The organism is Cupriavidus gilardii, assembly GCF_017598945.1.
Classification (GTDB): Bacteria; Pseudomonadota; Gammaproteobacteria; order Burkholderiales; family Burkholderiaceae; genus Cupriavidus; species Cupriavidus gilardii_E.
This window is the reverse complement of record NZ_JAGFTW010000010.1, coordinates 161,003-177,080: the sequence shown is the minus strand read 5'-3', so window position 1 is coordinate 177,080 and position 16,078 is coordinate 161,003. Positions and strand designations below refer to the sequence as shown.

The 16,078-nt window shown below is 68.1% G+C and carries 14 protein-coding genes; 7 read left to right on the top strand and 7 right to left on the bottom strand.

All coding sequences use genetic code 11. The features are described 5' to 3' along the window. The first annotated feature begins 37 nt into the window (after nt 1–37). The 3 genes from J5T34_RS05495 to J5T34_RS05485 all read left to right on the top strand — a co-directional run bounded on the left by J5T34_RS05495 (nt 38) and on the right by J5T34_RS05485 (nt 3,663). Nucleotides 38–1,471, top strand: coding sequence for an FAD-binding oxidoreductase (locus J5T34_RS05495; RefSeq protein WP_208578955.1), 1,434 nt, complete (start codon nt 38–40; stop codon nt 1,469–1,471). Between the two features lie 129 nt (nt 1,472–1,600). Next, a complete protein-coding gene (locus J5T34_RS05490) occupies nt 1,601–3,010 on the top strand; it encodes a selenium-binding protein SBP56-related protein (protein ID WP_208578954.1) in 1,410 nt (469 codons plus the stop codon). After that, nucleotides 3,007–3,663, top strand: a complete 657-nt coding sequence (locus J5T34_RS05485; protein WP_208578953.1) for a hypothetical protein — start codon at nt 3,007–3,009, stop codon at nt 3,661–3,663. Before J5T34_RS05490 ends, J5T34_RS05485 begins: the two co-directional genes overlap by 4 nt. A gap of 135 nt (nt 3,664–3,798) precedes the next feature. Here J5T34_RS05485 and J5T34_RS05480 read toward each other — a convergent pair whose 3' ends face one another. Further along, a complete protein-coding gene (locus tag J5T34_RS05480; protein WP_208578952.1) occupies nt 3,799–4,065 on the bottom strand; it encodes a hypothetical protein in 267 nt (88 codons plus the stop codon). Between the two features lie 316 nt (nt 4,066–4,381). On the opposite strand from J5T34_RS05480, the gene J5T34_RS05475 reads away from it, so the two are divergent. From J5T34_RS05475 to J5T34_RS05465, 3 genes are read left to right on the top strand one after another with little or no spacing between them, the layout of a single operon-like run. Next, nucleotides 4,382–5,380, top strand: a complete 999-nt coding sequence (locus J5T34_RS05475) for a Bug family tripartite tricarboxylate transporter substrate binding protein (RefSeq protein ID WP_208578951.1) — start codon at nt 4,382–4,384, stop codon at nt 5,378–5,380. Nucleotides 5,381–5,408: 28 nt separating this feature from the next. After that, nucleotides 5,409–6,764, top strand: a complete 1,356-nt coding sequence (locus J5T34_RS05470) for an acyclic terpene utilization AtuA family protein (RefSeq protein ID WP_208578950.1) — start codon at nt 5,409–5,411, stop codon at nt 6,762–6,764. 9 nt (nt 6,765–6,773) lie between these two features. Then, nucleotides 6,774–7,124 (top strand): AtuA-related protein, encoded by a 351-nt coding sequence (locus J5T34_RS05465; protein ID WP_208578949.1) that lies wholly within the window; start codon nt 6,774–6,776, stop codon nt 7,122–7,124. On the opposite strand, the gene J5T34_RS05460 is transcribed toward J5T34_RS05465, so the two are convergent. After that, nucleotides 7,092–7,916, bottom strand: a complete 825-nt coding sequence (locus tag J5T34_RS05460; protein ID WP_208578948.1) for an IclR family transcriptional regulator — start codon at nt 7,914–7,916, stop codon at nt 7,092–7,094. The genes J5T34_RS05465 and J5T34_RS05460 overlap by 33 nt on opposite strands. 12 nt (nt 7,917–7,928) lie before the next feature. Further along, a complete protein-coding gene (locus tag J5T34_RS05455; RefSeq protein ID WP_208578947.1) occupies nt 7,929–9,116 on the bottom strand; it encodes an acyl-CoA dehydrogenase family protein in 1,188 nt (395 codons plus the stop codon). A 358-nt stretch (nt 9,117–9,474) separates the two neighbouring features. Here J5T34_RS05455 and J5T34_RS05450 point away from each other — a divergent pair, with 358 nt between their 5' ends. Further along, nucleotides 9,475–10,659: a mechanosensitive ion channel family protein gene (locus J5T34_RS05450; RefSeq protein WP_244258706.1), complete on the top strand. Its 1,185-nt coding sequence runs from the start codon at nt 9,475–9,477 to the stop codon at nt 10,657–10,659. On the opposite strand, the gene J5T34_RS05445 is transcribed toward J5T34_RS05450, so the two are convergent. Genes J5T34_RS05445 through J5T34_RS05430 form a run of 4 tightly spaced genes read right to left on the bottom strand, consistent with a single transcriptional unit; the run spans nt 10,648 to nt 16,028 of the window. After that, entirely contained in the window at nt 10,648–11,646 is a 999-nt protein-coding gene (locus J5T34_RS05445; protein WP_208578946.1) for an NAD(P)H-dependent flavin oxidoreductase, read from the bottom strand. The two genes, J5T34_RS05450 and J5T34_RS05445, sit on opposite strands and share 12 nt — an antisense overlap. Beyond that, entirely contained in the window at nt 11,643–12,713 is a 1,071-nt protein-coding gene (locus tag J5T34_RS05440) for an NAD(P)H-dependent flavin oxidoreductase (protein ID WP_208578945.1), read from the bottom strand. The genes J5T34_RS05445 and J5T34_RS05440 overlap by 4 nt, the downstream gene beginning before the upstream one ends. Further along, nucleotides 12,700–13,875 (bottom strand): CaiB/BaiF CoA transferase family protein, encoded by a 1,176-nt coding sequence (locus J5T34_RS05435; protein WP_208578944.1) that lies wholly within the window; start codon nt 13,873–13,875, stop codon nt 12,700–12,702. The genes J5T34_RS05440 and J5T34_RS05435 overlap by 14 nt, the downstream gene beginning before the upstream one ends. Beyond that, nucleotides 13,872–16,028, bottom strand: coding sequence for an acetate--CoA ligase family protein (locus J5T34_RS05430; protein ID WP_208578943.1), 2,157 nt, complete (start codon nt 16,026–16,028; stop codon nt 13,872–13,874). Before J5T34_RS05430 ends, J5T34_RS05435 begins: the two co-directional genes overlap by 4 nt. Between the last annotated feature and the right edge of the window lie 50 nt (nt 16,029–16,078).

Sequence of the window (16,078 nt, the reverse complement as noted above, 5' to 3'; positions counted from 1 at the left end):
CCGATCCACCCGCCGCTTCCATCGACAGCCCATCGCCATGACGCAAGCCCCGACCGACGCCCGCCTCCACTCCTTCCTGTCGCTGTGCCGCGCTGCGCTCGGACCGACCCACGTGCTGACCGAGGCCGACGACAAGGCCGCCTATCTGACCGACTGGCGCCGGCGCTATACCGGCGATGCGCTGGCCGTGCTGCTGCCCGGCACCACGGAAGAAGTGGCCGCGGCGGTGCGCGCCTGCCATGCGCACCAGATCGCCATCGTGCCGCAAGGCGGCAACACCGGCCTGTGCGGCGGCGCCACGCCGGATGCGTCGCAGCCCTCGGTGGTGCTGTCGCTCAAGCGCCTGAACCGCATCCGCCAGGTCGATCCGCTGAACAACACGATCACCGTCGAGGCTGGCGTCATCCTGCAGCAGGTCCAGCAGGCGGCCACCGAGCACGACCGCCTGTTTCCGCTGAGCCTGGCCGCCGAAGGCAGCTGCACCATCGGCGGCAATCTGGCCACCAATGCCGGCGGCACCGGCGTGCTGCGCTATGGCAACACGCGCGAGCTGTGCCTGGGCCTGGAAGTCGTGACCGCCAGCGGCGAGGTGTGGAATGGGCTGCGCGGCCTGCGCAAGGACAACACCGGCTACGATCTGCGCGACCTGTTCATCGGCGCCGAAGGCACGCTGGGCGTGATTACCGCCGCGGTGATGAAGCTGTACCCGGCGCCGCGCGCGCGCGTGACGGCGCTGGCCGCGGTCGCCGACCCGCGCGCCGCGCTGGCGCTGCTGGGGCTGGCCCAGCGTCATGCCGGCGCGATGCTGACGGGCTTCGAGCTGATGTCGGCGATGTGCCTGGAGCTGGTGACTCGCCATTATCCGCAGCTGCGCTATCCGTTCGACCGGCCGCATCCCCAGGTGGTGCTGCTCGAGCTGTCCGACAGCGAAAGCGCCGAGCATGCGCGCGCCACCTTCGAGACGATGATGGAAGCGGCCTTCGACGATGGCATCGTCGTCGACGCGGTGGTGGCCGAATCGGTACAGCAATCGCGCGACTTCTGGAATCTGCGCGAGCACATTCCGCTCGCGCAGGTCGAGGAAGGCAAGAACATCAAGCACGACATCGCGGTGCCGATCTCGCGCATCGGCGACTTCATCGCCAGCACCGACGCCCGGCTGCAGGCCGCGTTTCCCGGCGTGCGCATGGTCACCTTCGGCCATCTGGGCGACGGCAACCTGCACTACAACGTGTCGCCGCCCGCGGGACAGGACCACGACGCCTTCCTGTCCAACCAGGATGAGATCAACCGCATCGTGCACGACAGCGTGCATGCGCACGGCGGCTCGATTTCCGCCGAGCACGGTCTGGGCCAGCTCAAGCGCGACGAGAATCGGCGCTACAAGAGCGAGGTCGAACTGGCGATGATGCGGGCAATCAAGCAGGCGCTGGATCCGCTGGGGCTGATGAATCCGGGCAAGGTGGTGTAAGGCCCGCGGCCGCATAAGCTCATTCGAAATCCGTCGTAAGACAAGGCCCCCGTTTCGTTGACGCCCCTTCTGTCGCGACCTAGTGTAGATAGGTTCGCTCGACATATCCGCTGCAAGGAGGGGCCTCCGATGAGCCTGCGGCCAGATCCCACATTCCACGCATCGCCGGCGCTGGCGATGCAGGCGCCGGCGGAAGAGTACGCCTACACGGTGATGCTCAGCCCCGATGCCTCGCAGCCCGATGCGCTCGCCGTCATCGACGTCAAGCCGGGCTCGCCGACCTACAGCCAGGTCGTGCATACGGTGCCGATGACCCACCGCGGCGACGAACTGCACCACTTCGGCTGGAATGCCTGCTCGTCGGCGCTATCGCCGCTGACGGGGCACGCGTTTCTGGAACGGCGCTTCCTGATCATCCCCGGCATGCGCTCCTCGCGCATCTACATCGTCGATACCAAACCCCATCCGACCCAGGCGGCGATCCACCGCGTGATCGAGCCCGACGAGATCTTCCGCAAGACCGGGTATTCGCGGCCGCACACCGTGCATTGCGGTCCCGAGGGTATCTACGTCAGCACGCTCGGCGGCGGGGGCAAGGACGGAACCGACGGCGCGCCCGGCATCTTCATCATGGACTGCGAAACCTTCGACGTGCTCGGACGCTGGGAGATCGATCGTGGTCCGCAGGACAAGCACTACGACTTCTGGTGGAACCTGCCGCGCGACTACATGGTGTCGAGCGAATGGGCGCTGCCGCCGCAATTCGAGAACGGCCTGGTGCCCGAGGATCTGCTGTCCCATCGCTATGGGCACCGCTTGCACTTCTGGGACCTGCGCGCGCGGCGCAACGTGCAGACCATCGACCTGGGCGCACAGCATCAGATGGCGCTGGAAGTACGCCCTGCCCACGACCCGGTGCGCGAGTACGGCTTCGTCGGCGTGGTGGTCGATACCACCAACCTCGAAGGATCGATCTGGACGTGGTGGCGCGAGGACGGCCAATTCCACGTCGAGAAGACGGCGACGATTCCTGCGGAACCGGCCCCGGCCGACGTGCTGCCGCCGCTGCTGCAGGGCTTCGGCGCCGTGCCGCCGCTGGTGACCGACATCGACCTGTCGCTCGACGACCGCTTTCTCTACGTGTCCTGCTGGGGCACCGGCGAGATGCGCCAGTACGACGTCACCGATCCGCGCAAGCCGAAGCTGACCGGCTCGGTGCATCTGGGCGGCATCGCGCGGCGCACGCCGCATCCGAACGGCAAGTCGTTCGCCGCAGGACCGCAGATGGTCGAGATCAGCCGCGACGGCCGCCGCGTGTACTGGTCCAATTCGCTCTATTCGAGCTGGGACAACCAGTTTTATCCCGACGGCGTGCCCGCCGCGCAGGTCATGGCGCATGCCGACCCGGACGGCGGCCTGACGCTGGCCGACGACTTCTGGGTCGACTTTCCTGCGGGCTACCGCGCCCATCAGATCCGCCTTGAAGGCGGCGACTGCTCGACCGATTCGTTCTGCTATCCGTCCGTCGGACCGCGATGACGTGGGAACAGGCCGGTCTGTGGACCGGTGTGATGGTCAGCGGCCTGTACCACGGCCTGAGTCCCGCGATGGGCTGGCCGCTGGCGGTGTCGAACGGGCTGATGGCCCGGCGCGACGACGCCGTGTTCGCCGCGCTCGGCTGTCTCGGCCTCGGTCATGCCGCCGCAGTGATGACGCTGATGCTGCCATTCGGTCTGCTCGCGTCGCTGGCCACCTGGCAGCGCGAGATCCGCTTCGTCGCCGCCGCGCTCGTGATCGGCTATGGCGTCGCGCTGCTGGCGCGGCGGCGCCACGCGCGCGCCCTGGCCCGCATCCCGCCGTCGCGGCTGACGCTGTGGTCCTTTGCGATCGCGCTCGCGCATGGCGCGGGATTGATGCTGGTACCGATCTATCTCGGCCTTTGCAGCACAGCCGTCGACACGGGCCACCAGGCCGCCGCGGCGCTCGCCTTCGGCAACGCCGGCATGGCCGTACTGGTCTCGATCGTTCATGCCGCGGCAATGATGGCCGGCGGCGGCGCGATGGCGTGGATCACCTATCGCCACGTCGGCCTCGCGCTGGTATCGCGCAGCTGGCTCAATACGGACGCCGCATGGGCCTTAAGCCTGGTACTGGTCGGTGGGATGTCGCTGATGGCGGCGACGGCGCGCTAAAAGCGCCGGCGTGTCGATTCGCGCGATGTACGGCGCCGCCGAGTGAAAGACCCTCGGAACGGCAAAAAGCCCCGGAATATTCCGGGGCTTTTTTCGTTTTCTACCCGCTACTGCGTGCGTGGTGCGTCTGTCCGATCAGACGTAGAGGCGAGTCGCTTGCCGGATCGACCGCGCCGCCTCGGCCTGCAGATCGACCTGCAGATCGACCTGCGATGACGCAGCGCCAGGCATCGGCGCAAGCATCGCTTTCAGATCCCCAATCACGCTCGCACCGTTTGCACCGGTGGCGCCGGCGAGCTTGCCCGGCAGCGCGCCCGGTGGATGCGACATGGACTGCGTCTCGTGTTGGGCCAGGCGTCCGGGCATCGTGATGAACGACTTCAGCGACGAAATGAAGCTCATATGGGTCCTCGATAAGGGCTAAAGGTTGGCGGCGAAATGACTGCAGTGCCGCGCGGCCATCGTATCCGCCCGCATGGCGCGGCGACTATGTCGAAAAGGCGCCGAACCTTAGCAATCCGGCACTGCCGGGGTGACCGTGAGCTTGATGAGAATTCGAACTCGGGCGGTCCCGACCGCTTCACGCACAGAAATTTTCATCCAATGAAAATCTGCCCCCTTCGTTTGACGCTGCTTTCGACGGCGCCCTACCCTGTGCCGCACAGAGTTTCCATTGACGAAACCAGCGTGCGCGGCCTCGCGCCGAGGAGACAACCCTATGCAGCGTCATTCCCATGCGCGGCGGCGCGCCGTGCTTGCCGGTATTGCGGTGTTGTGCAGCGCGACCGGCGCCGCCATGCCGGCCATCGCGGCCGAGGCGTTCCCGAGCCGGCCCATTCGCCTGATCGTCCCGTTCACGCCGGGCGGCACCACCGACATCCTCGCGCGACTGGTCGCGCAGAAGGCGGGCGAAACGCTGGGTCAGCCGATGGTCGTGGAGAATCGCCCCGGCGCCGGCGGCAACATCGGCGCGGAGGCAGTCGCGCGCAGCGCGGCCGACGGTTACACGCTGCTGATGGGCACGCTCGGCACGCAGGTCACCAACCAGTTCATTTATCCGCGCATGCCGTACGACAGCGCGAAGGACTTCGCGCCAGTGACGCTGGTCGCCAATTCGCCCAACGTGCTGCTGGTCAACAGCACGCTGCCGGCGAACTCCGTCGGCGAGCTGATCGGACTGGCCAAGCGCGAACCCGGCAAGATCAACTACGCGTCGACCAGCACCGGCGGCTCGCCGCATCTGTCGGGGGAGCTGCTGAACATGATGGCCGGCGTCAAGATGCAGCACGTGCCCTACAAGGGCGCGGCGCCTGCGATGACCGATCTGCTTGCGGGGCAGGTCAATCTGATGTTCGACAACCTGCCGTCCGCGCTGGCGCAGATCCAGGGCGGCAGGATCAAGGCGCTGGCGGTCACCGGCGTCAAGCGCGCGTCGGTGTTGCCGTCGGTGTCGACGGTGCGCGAATCGGGGCTGCCGGACTACGAAGTCAATTCCTGGTTTGGCCTGCTGGCGCCGGCCGGCACGCCGCCGGAGCGCCTGCGCCAGCTGCAGCAGGCCGTCGACAAGGTGCTGGCCTTGCCGGACGTGCGCAAGCGCATCCAGGAGCTCGGTGCCGAGCCCGGAGGCGAAGGCTCGGCCGCGTTCGCCGCGCAGATCAAGGCCGATACCGACAAGTGGTCGCGCGTGATCCGGACCGCCGGCATCAAGGCGCAATGATTGCGCTTCACGACCCGAGGACAAAACCATGACGACACCTGACACGCTTCGCATCGGCTCGGGATCGGGCTGGTGGGGCGATCGCGTGGAACCGGCCGAACGCTCCGCGCGCCTCGGCAAACTCGACTACCTCTGCTTCGAGACCATGGCGGAAGCGACGGTCTCCGCCGCGCAGGTGCGCAAGCGGCGCGACCCGTCGTTCGCGGGCTACGACACCTACCTCGACGAACGCATGCGCGCCGTGCTGCCGCACTGCATCGCCAACGGCACGCGCATCGTCAGCAATCAGGGGTGGATCCATCCGCTCGGCGCGGCAAGGCGGGTGGCCGAGCTGTGCGACGAGCTTGGCCTGCCGGGCGTGAAGATCGCCGCCATCACCACCACCGATCTGACCGGCAGCATCTGTGAACTCGACCTGACGTTGCTGGAAAGCGGCGCGCCGGTGTCCTCGCTGCGCGACACGCTGATCAGCGCCGAACCGTACGAGGGTGCCGCGCCGATCGTCGAAGCGCTGCGCGCCGGCGCGCAGATCGTGATCACCGGCCGCGTTGCCGATCCGTCGCTGTTCCTGGCGCCGATGATCGCGCATTTCGGCTGGTCGCCCGATGACGTGACACGTCTCGCACGCGGCAGCGCGATCGGCCATCTGCTCGAATGCGGCGCGCAGGTGACCGGCGGCTACTTCGGCGACCCCGGCTACAAGGACGTGCCGGAGCCGTGGAATCTCGCCTTTCCGATCGCCGAGGTGCAAGCCGACGGCAGCGCCGTGATCGCCAAGGTGGAAGGCAGCGGCGGGCGCATCGATCTGCAGACCGTCAAGGAGCAGATGTTCTACGAGGTCCACGATCCGCGCCGCTATATCACGCCGGACGTGATCGTCGACTTCTCGACCGCGGTGCTCGAGCAAGTCGGCCCGGACCGCGTGCGCATCGGCGGCGTCGGCGGACTGCCGGCCACCGATACGCTGAAGGTATCTCTGGGCTGCACCGAGGGCCATATCGGCGAGGACATGTTCTTCTACGCGGGGCCCGGCTGCCTGGAGAAGGCGAAGCTGGCCAGACGCATCCTCGAGGAGCGCTTCGCCATCGCGAAGCTGCAGGCGGATGCGTTGCGCATCGACTTTCTCGGCGTCAACGCCGTGCACGGCGCAGCGTCGCCCGAACCGGCGTGCGAGCCGAACGAAATCGCGGTGCGCGTGGCGGCCCGCACGCGGACCCGCGAGGAAGCGGCCAAGGTCGGCCGCGAGATCGACAGCATGGCAGTCTGCGGGCTGGCATCCACCGGCAAGCGTGTGCCGCATCAGGACAGGACGCGCGAAATCATCGGCGTCTGGTCGGCGCTGGTGCCGCGCGCGCTGATCCGCTCCGAAATCCACTATCTGTGAGGAGACGTCATGCGTGTCCCCCTGCGCCGTCTCGCCCATAGCCGCTCCGGCGACAAGGGCAATACGTCGAACACCGCCGTGATCGCCTACGCGCCCGAGTTCTACCCGCATATCAAGGCGCAGCTGACCGCGGCAGCATTCAAGTCGCTGTACGGCGGGCTGATCGCCGGCGAGGTGACCCGCTACGAGGTCGACGGGCTGCAGGTGCTGAACTTCGTTGCCGAGGGTGCGCTTGGCGGCGGCGTGTCGCGCAGTCTGGCGATCGACAACTACGGCAAGGCGCTGGCCAGCGCGGTGCTGCGTTTCGAAGTCGAGATTCCGGAGGAGCTAGCGCCCCTGCTGCGCGGGCCGGCGCGATAGACGTACCGCCGTCCCACGGTTTCGCTCGCCCGGCGAGAACAGCACCGATCGCGTCCACGCGCTGGCGATGCGCCCGGCCTCCGTCCGCAGCCGCCGTGCCAGCGCCGCCTCGCGCGCACGCAACCGTACCGTTTGCGCCGCCACGCTGAGCGCGCCGATCGGCCTTCCCTGGTCATCGAGAATCGGCACCGCGATGCCGCCCATGCCCTCCACCACCCAGTCGAGAAACATCACGTGCCCGCGCTGCCGGGCGGCTTCGATCTCGGCGGCGATGGCCGCGGCGTCGAGCCGGGGATAGTTGGCGAGCTTGCGCGAAGTCTGCTGCAACCGGCGCGCGCGTTCGGGGGCCGGCATCCAGGCCAGCACGGCCAGACTGCCCGCCCCCACGCCTAGCGGCCGACGCGTGCCGACGGAGACGTAGTTCGCGCTGAGCGCCACCGTGCCCGGCTCCACGTCAGAGCACACCGCCTCGCCGCGGCTCGCCTCGGTCAGCACCGCGGTGTCCCCGAATTCCTCGACCAGCCGCTGCAAGGCCGGGCGCGCCAGCTTGCGCAGCTCCGCCCGGCGCTGCGCGACGTCGGCCAGCTGGAAGATCTCCGGCCCGATGCCATAGCGGCGCATCTCGTCGCGCGTGGCGAAGCCCTCCTGCACCAGCAGGTCAAGCATGCGCGATGCCGTGGCCGGGTCGAGTCCGGTCGCCCGCGCGACATCGCTCATGCGGCGCACCTCGGGATCGGACAGGGCACGCAGCACGGCAAGTGCGCGCTGGACCGGGGAAGGACGCGACGGCATATCGTCAGAGCGTCAGCGTGTTTGCGTACCGGCCAGCGTATCGCGCTTGATCTTCTTCGCCAGCGACCACTTGTGGACCTCGGTGGGACCGTCGTAGATGCGGAAGGCCCGCACCTCGCGCAGGATCTGCTCGACGATGGTGTCGCGCGACACGCCCATGCCGCCCATGATCTGCACGCAACGATCGGCCACGCGGTACAGCGCCTCCGACACCGCCACCTTTGCCATCGAGCTTTCCGCGGTGCCGGCCGCACCGCCATCGAGCACACCGGCGCACCAGTCGATCATCAGGGCCGCCTGCTGCAGATCGATCAGGTTCTCGGCCAGCATGAAGCCTACGCCCTCATGATCGATCAGCAGCTTGCCGAAGGCCTTGCGCGTGGTGGCATACGCGCGGGCGATCTCGTCGGCGCGCACCGTGCCGCCGAACCAGCGCATGCAGTGCGACAGCCGCGCCGGCGACAGACGGACCTGCGCATAGCGGAAGCCTTCGTTGACCTCGCCGAGCACCTGGTCCGACGGCACGCGCAGGTCGTCGAGCAGGATCTGCGCGTGCCCGCCCGGCATCGAGCTGTCGATCGTGTCGATGATCCGCTCGGTGCGGATCGCCGGATGCGGCAGGTCCACCAGAAACATCGTGGCCTGCGCATGTTCGCCGGTCCGCGCCATCACGATGCCCACCTGCGCGCCCTCGGCGCCGGTGATGAACTTCTTGCGGCCGCGGAGGATCCAGTCGTCGCCATCCCGGGTTGCCGTGGTCTGCAGCATCGACGGATCCGAACCCGCGCCGCCCTCCTCGGCCGGCTCGGTCATGAAGAACGCCGAGCGGGCGTCGCCGCGCACCAGAGGCTCCAGAAAGCGCTGCTTCTGCGCCGGTGTGCCCACCTTGCCGAGCAGGAACATATTGCCCTCGTCCGGCGCCATCGTATTGACCGCCACCGGTCCCAGCGGCGACAGCCCCGAGCGCTTGAGCACGGCCGCGGTCTCGAGCTGCGTCAGATGCGAACCGTCGGGCAGGATATGCGGGGTCATCACGCCCGCGGCACGGGCTTTCGCGCGCATCTCGTCGATCAGTTCGCCGGACGGTCCGTGCGCCGTGCAGCGCGGATCGGCTTCATACGGAACGACGACATCGCGGACAAAGCGTTCGACGCGGTCGGCAATGACGCGGCTGCGTTCGGTGGGGCACGGGGTGAACATGCTGGCTGCCTCCTTGGGTCGGGCATTCGCCGATCACAGAACGCTCTGCATCGTGCGTGCCCACCGTCGATTGTTGTGGATGTGGGGTAACGGGACGATTGTAGGGGATTCCATCCGATGGACCGTCTGCGGCCCGGGGCACCATGTCAGCGTTGCGCGCGTTTGAATTTTGGAAGATGGGGCATCCGTTGCCGTCGCCATGCCGGGCGACGGCAGCGGCCACGGTCGACCGCCTCATCGCTTGAAATAGCGCGATTTCCGGCCATGTGCCGAAGGCGCGCCGATCTCCGTTCGCACAGTGGCATCAATCCTGCAAGCCCCCTCCCCCATGCGTCCGTCTCGGCACAGGAGGTAAGGCATGAAGGAATGGCTCGATCTGAACGTCTTTCTGGGGATTTCGGCGCTCCACTGGCTGCATGCCGGCATCGCCGCCGTCGTCAGCTATCTGGTGCTGATCACGCTGCTGCGCTTCACCTGCGCACGGCTGGACCGCCTCGCGGCCCGGACCCGGCCGGTAATCATCGATCGCATGGCCGACATGCTGCGGCATACGTCGCGCTTCGTGCTGCTGCTGGCCGCGCTGCTGATCGCCGTCGACTTTCTCGATCTGCCGCCGAAATGGGCCAGCCGCATCGGCCATCTGTGGTTCCTGCTGATCGGGCTGCAGATCGCCATCTGGATCAATCATGCCGTCACGCTATGGACCCACGACCGGCTGACCGGCACGGGCCCCACGGCCCACAATCCCGTGTTCACCACGGTGATGGCGTGGGGGATGCGCGTGATGCTGTGGTCGGTGTTGCTGCTGGCCGTGCTGGCCAACATGGGCGTCAACATCACGGCCTTCGTGGCAAGCCTCGGCGTCGGCGGCGTGGCGGTGGCGCTGGCCGTGCAGAACATCCTCAGCGACCTGTTCGCGTCGCTGGCCATTGGCCTGGACAAACCCTTCGAGAACGGCGATTTCATCGTGTTCGGCGACATCGCCGGCAGCGTCGAACGCATCGGCCTGAAGACCACGCGGCTGCGCGCGCTGAGCGGCGAGCAGATCGTCTGCAGCAATACCGAGCTGCTGAAGACGACGATCCACAACTACAAGCGCATGGCCGAACGCCGCATCCAGTTCAATTTCCGCGTGACATACCAGACGCCGCCGGAAACGCTGCGCCGCATCCCGGAGCTCATCAAGTCGGCGGTCGTCGCCGCAGGCAGAACGCGCTTCGACCGCGCGCATTTCAAGGGCTTCGGCGAAAGCGCGCTGGAGTTCGAGGTGGTCTATTTCGTCACCGATCCGGACTACAACCTGTACATGGATATCCAGCAGGCGATCAATCTGGCGATGGTCACGGAGCTGGCCAAGCTTGGTGTCGAGTTTGGTGTGCCGGTGCGGAAGGTGCAGCTGGTTGGCGGGGAGGCGGAATGCGAGTCCGAGGCGGTCTCCGGTCGAGGTCTACGCGGGGGCGGGGAACGGGCGACGGAATGGCCCGGCCAGCGGGCCAACGAGCGGGCCAACCAGCGCAACCCCGGGATATCGTCAGTCCGATAGCCGCGCGCTCGAACTTCGCGCCTCTGGCGCTGCCGATGCGAACTCGTCGCGCAAGGTCTCGACGATTTCCGCGACCGTCGCCACCTGCTCCACGCCCGACACCGAGTGCCCCGCACTCCAGAGATCGGCCCAGCGCTGAATCACCGCCCCGTCGGCGCCACCGCCGAAACGGCTGCGCGCCTCCTGCACCGTGACGGATTCGTCGAGCGACTGCGGATCGAGTCCGACGCGTCGGATCGACGGCAGCAGGAAGTTGGCCGGCAGCCCGGTAAAGGCGCGTGTGGTCAGCACGTCATCGAGGGAACTGTCGCGCAACATGTCCCGGTAAGCCGGGCTCGCAAGGCTTTCGCGCGTACCGATAAAGCGCGTGCCCATGGACACGAGGTCGCAGCCCAGCACGGTAGCGGCACGCACCGCGACGCCATCCGCCATGCCGCCGGCCAGCACCAGCGGTCCGTCGAAGAAGGCACGCACCGCGCGCACGAAGGCAAAGGGATTGGCCCAGCCGGTATGGCCGCCCGCTCCCGCTGTCAGCAGCACCAGCCCGTCGACACCCGCTTCGAGGGCGCGCCGTGCGTGATGCAGCGACGCGACGTCGGCCAGCACGCGGCATCCGGCGGCGTGCAGCGCCGGTACCGCGGCCGCGGGAGAGCCGACGCTGGTGATCACCACTTCCGGCCGATAGCTGGCGATCAGTTCCACTTCCGCGCGCAATCGGTCCGGATCGCGCCGCATGATCAGGTTGGGACAGTAGGGACCATGCGGCCGGCCGGATCTGCTTGCCGCCGCCGCTCCGGCGGCCGCTTCGGCGGACAGGCGCGCCAGCCACGCGTCCAGCTCATCGAGCGAGCGGCAATTGGCGGTCGGGAAGGCGCCGACCACGCCGGCCCGGCATGCGGCGGAGACCAGCTCGATGCCGGAGACGCGCAGCATCGGCGCGGCGATGACCGGCAGCACCAGTCGATCGATAAAGGGAAGTGTCGTCATCGCTCGGCGCATACCGTGTGGTGAAGATGATCCAGACTGGCTCGGGCCTGCGCCAGCAGCATCGCGACGATGTCGCCAAGCGGCGCAATGCGGTCGGCAAACGCGATCGACGGGCCGAGCGAGACCATGCCGCGTTGCCACTCGCCCTCTCCATAGCAGTGCTCGCGCGTGATGCGGCTGTTCAGCAGATCGCCGAAGTCCGCGTAGTCTCGCACGCCGTCGCGTTCGAGCGCCGCCACCTGTTCGGCCGTGTCGTTGCGCAACACCCGCCAGGTATTGCCAAGCGAGCGCAGCACCGTCACGGTCGCGTGTTCGTCGCACGACAGCAGATGCCTTTTGTAGTCGGGATGGGTTTCGATCTCGTCGCAGACCAGGAAGCGACTGCCGATCACCGCGCCGTCGAGGCCTTGCGCCAGCAGGGCCGCCAGTTGCCTGCCATGCCCAATGCCGCCGCCGATGGCGATCGGCACCTGCAAACGCTCCTGCGCAAGCGCGCCCAGCAACATCGCCGGGAGTTCATTGAGGCCGGGATGGCCGCCCTCCTCCATGCCCACCAGCGCGATGGCGTCGGCGCCGTCGCGCTCGGCGGCGAGGGCGTGCCGCAGGTTGGAGGCTTTGTGGATGACCATGCCGCCGCCGTCGTGGATGCGGCGGATCAGTTCGCCCGGCGCACGTCCCGCTGTCTCGAAATGTCGCACGCCCTGCGACAGGGCGATATCGAGCGACGCGAGCACGCCATCGTTGCCGCCCCCACGTCCGGACAGCGTCAGATTGACGCCAAACGGCCTTCCCTGGGTCAACGCCGCGCATTCGCGCAAGGCGGCTGCGAACGCCGGCGCGTCATCGAAGGAACGCGGCGTGACAAAGCCCATGCAGCCGGCGTTGACGAGCGCAGCGACATAGCGCGGCCGCGACAGCCACATCAGCCCGCCGCCCAGAATCGGATGGTCGATGCCGAACAGCTCGGTGAGCCGTGTGCGGAACGGCGCGCGGGCTGCGTCCCGAATGGGGACGCCGGCCTCGGCGCAAGACGCGGGCTGCGCGCTCGACCGATCAGAGCCGGCCATCGCCACGGCTTGCCCTCGCATCGTCCAGCGTCGGCGCGTGGCCAGGCCCGCCGGGGGCAAGCCCCGCCATCGGCACCGGAAAGCGCGCGAGCGGCAGGACGTCTCCCGCCCCCTCGTGTGGGAACTTGTCCCTGATACTGAACTGGGGCAACGCGGCCACGTCGGCGGGCTCGACCACCGGCGCGGCCGGCACGTCGGCTCGCGCCAGCAGATCGAACGCCTGATCGGCATCCCACGCGGCCAGCGCTTGCGCGAGACGCGCATTGATCGCCTGCGCTTCGGACTTGCGCGCCGATAACGTGCGCCAGGCGTCCCCATCGAACGGGGCCAGCGGCAGCACCTCGCACAGGCGCTGCCAGAAGTGGTCCTCCAGCGCCGCCACCGACAGATAACGGCCGTCCGCGCAGCGGAATGCGCCATACGCGGGCTTGACCAGGGCCATGTCGCGCTGCGCCGCCAAGGTCTGCGCGCCGGCCTCGCGCCATGCCCCGAAGCGGACGTTCATCCAGTGCAGGGCGCAATCGGCCAGGGCCACGTCGAGATGCTGGCCGCGCCCGGTGCGGTCGCGCTGCAGCAACGCCGCCAACGTGGCGGACAGCGCGTACATGGCACCGCACAGATCCGCCAGCGGCAACCCGAACGACTGCGCCGGCCCGCCTCCCGCCTCGCCAGATACGGCGAGCGCCCCGCAAGCGGCCAGGTAGTTGATGTCATGGCCCGGCAATTGCGCCCAGGGCCCCTGCTGGCCGTAACCGCTCAGCGAGACGCACACCAGGCGTGGAAAACGCTCGCACAGCGTCGCGGCATCCAGGCCCAGCCGCCCCATCACGCCGGGCCGATACGATTCCACCAGGACATCGGCATCGGCCAGCAATGCAAGCACATCGTCGCGTCCGCGCTGCGCCTTCAGATCGACCAGCAGGCTCTGCTTGCCGCGGTTGACGGCCTCGAACACGCCCGCCCCCATGCGCCGTGCATTGTCGCCATGCGGCGGCCGTTCGATCTTGATCACACGGGCGCCGAGTTCCGCCAGGTTCTGGGTGAAGAACGGCCCCGGCAGCAGTTCGCTCAGATCGACGACCGTGATGCCGGCCAGCGGCGGGGCCACGTCGCCGACGCCGCTGTTGGCGGCGGCATGGGTCTGGGGCTCGATCCCGCTCATGCCGAAGCCTCGGCCGCTTGCCGCGCGACGATCACCGCGTCGAGCGGGATCGCACCGCCCGCCGGCTTGCCGGCTTCCCTGGCCAGATCGACCCAGACCGGATTCAGATCGATCTCGTCGATCCAGGCCGCGTTGTCGCGGACAAAGTCCGACACCTGCTGCAGCAGCGCTTCCAGCGCCGCCACATCGACCGGAGGACGTCCGCGGATACCGGCCAGCAGAGGCCAGGCACGGATCTCGCGGATCATGGCCGCGGCATCGCCATCGGCCAGCGGCAGCATGCGACGGGATACGTCGCGCAGCACTTCGACATGGATGCCGCCGATGCCAAATGTCAGCACATGGCCGAAGGTCGGGTCGCGTGTCACGCCGACGATCAGTTCCAGGCCGCCGGCGGGCGCCATTTTTTCGATCAGCACGCCGTCGATGGCCGCATCGGGACAATGGCTGCCGGCGGCCGACATGATATCCGACCACGCCTGCCGCACCGCGGTCGCATCGGACAAGCCCACACGCACGCCGCCGATATCCGACTTGTGCAGGATCTGTGCGCTGGCGATCTTGGCCACCACCGGGAATCCCATCGCCTGTGCGATCCGCGCGGCGTCCTCGGCGGAGCCGGCGACCTCGGACGGCAACAGGCGGATACCGGCGTCGCGCAGCCGCGCCTTGGCCTCCGCCTCCGACAACGCACGAGTCGCGATCGAGTTTTCTCCCGGCTGCGATGGCACTGTGGGCACGCGCGCCAACTGCCGGCCCGCATTGCGGCGGCGCCAGTGGCCGTATTCGGTCCAGCGGCGCACGGCGGCGATGGCCTTGTTGACCGAGCGCGGCGGTGCGAAGCCGTGCTCGACCAGCAGCTTGTAGCCGTCGCCCAGGCGATCGCTCATCCAGATCGGCACGATCGGCGTGCTGGTGGCCTGCTGCGCCTGGATGATATGGCTGGCCATCCGCGTGGTGGTCTCGCCGTAGTCCAGCGTGATGGGCACCACCACCAGTCCGACATTCGGATCGCTCGCCACCGCACCCAGCGTCTTTTCGATCAGCGTCGCGTCGCTCAGCACTGCGGCGGTGGTGTCGACGGGGTTGCCGATCGCCGCGTAGCCGGGCAGCGCGGTGCGCAGCGCCTCGGTCGTTGGCGGCGCGAACGCGGCCAGCGTCAGTCCTTCGGCGCCGACCGCATCGGCGGTCAGTGCCGAGGTACCGCCCGACGAGCAGTAGATCGCCAGGGCATCGCGTTCAGTGGGCAAGGCCCGCGCCAGCAGCCACGCCGTGTCGACCAGCTCGTCGATGTCATGGACCTCGATCACGCCAAGCTGGCGGAACACCGCGCTGTTGACCTCCGCCGAGCCGGTCAGCGATGCGGTGTGCGATTGCGCCGCGCGACGGCCATATTCGGACCGGCCCACCTTCAGCGCCACCACGGGCTTGCCGTTGGCTGCCGCGCGCTGCACCGCGGCGGCGAAGCGCGCGCCGTCCTTGATGCCTTCCAGCAAGGTGGCGATGACCTTGATATCGGGGGCATCGGCCATGTAGTGGATGAAATCGGCGACCTGCAGGTCGACCTCGTTGCCGGTCGACGCCCACAGGCCGATGCCGATGCCGCGCTCCATCGCCTGCATCACGTTGCGCCCGAGCCCGCCGCCTTGCGTGGCCAGTCCGATCGGCCCCTTGACCAGATCGTGCGGGAACGACGGCGAGAACGTCATGCCGAGCTGCGCGTTGACGTTGGTCAGGCCCGGGCAATTCGGTCCGTACAGGCGCATGCCGCTGCGCTGGGCGATCGCGCTCATGCGCTGCTGCTCGCGCTCGCCTTCGGCACCGGTCTCGCCAAAGCCGGAGCTGAGAATAACGGCAAAGCGTACGCCGCGGGCCGCGCATTCCTCCAGCACCGCGAGCACCCCGGTCGCCGGTACGACCACCACCGCGACGTCGGGCGTCTCCGGCAACGACGCCACGCTCGGCCAGCAGCGCCGCCCCATCAACTCGCTCTTGCCCGGGTTGACGAGATAGAGGTCGCCGTCGAAACGCGAGTGCTTCACCAGGTTGATCAGGGTACGTTCGCCGATGCTGTTGGCGCGGTCCGATGCGCCGACCAGCGCAATGGAACGAGGGTGGATCAGGTGCGACAGGTCCGTATGCTGAGCATGCATGACTCGGTTCTCCGGAGGGGCGGTAGCGGAAGAATGGCGGGGAACGGCAA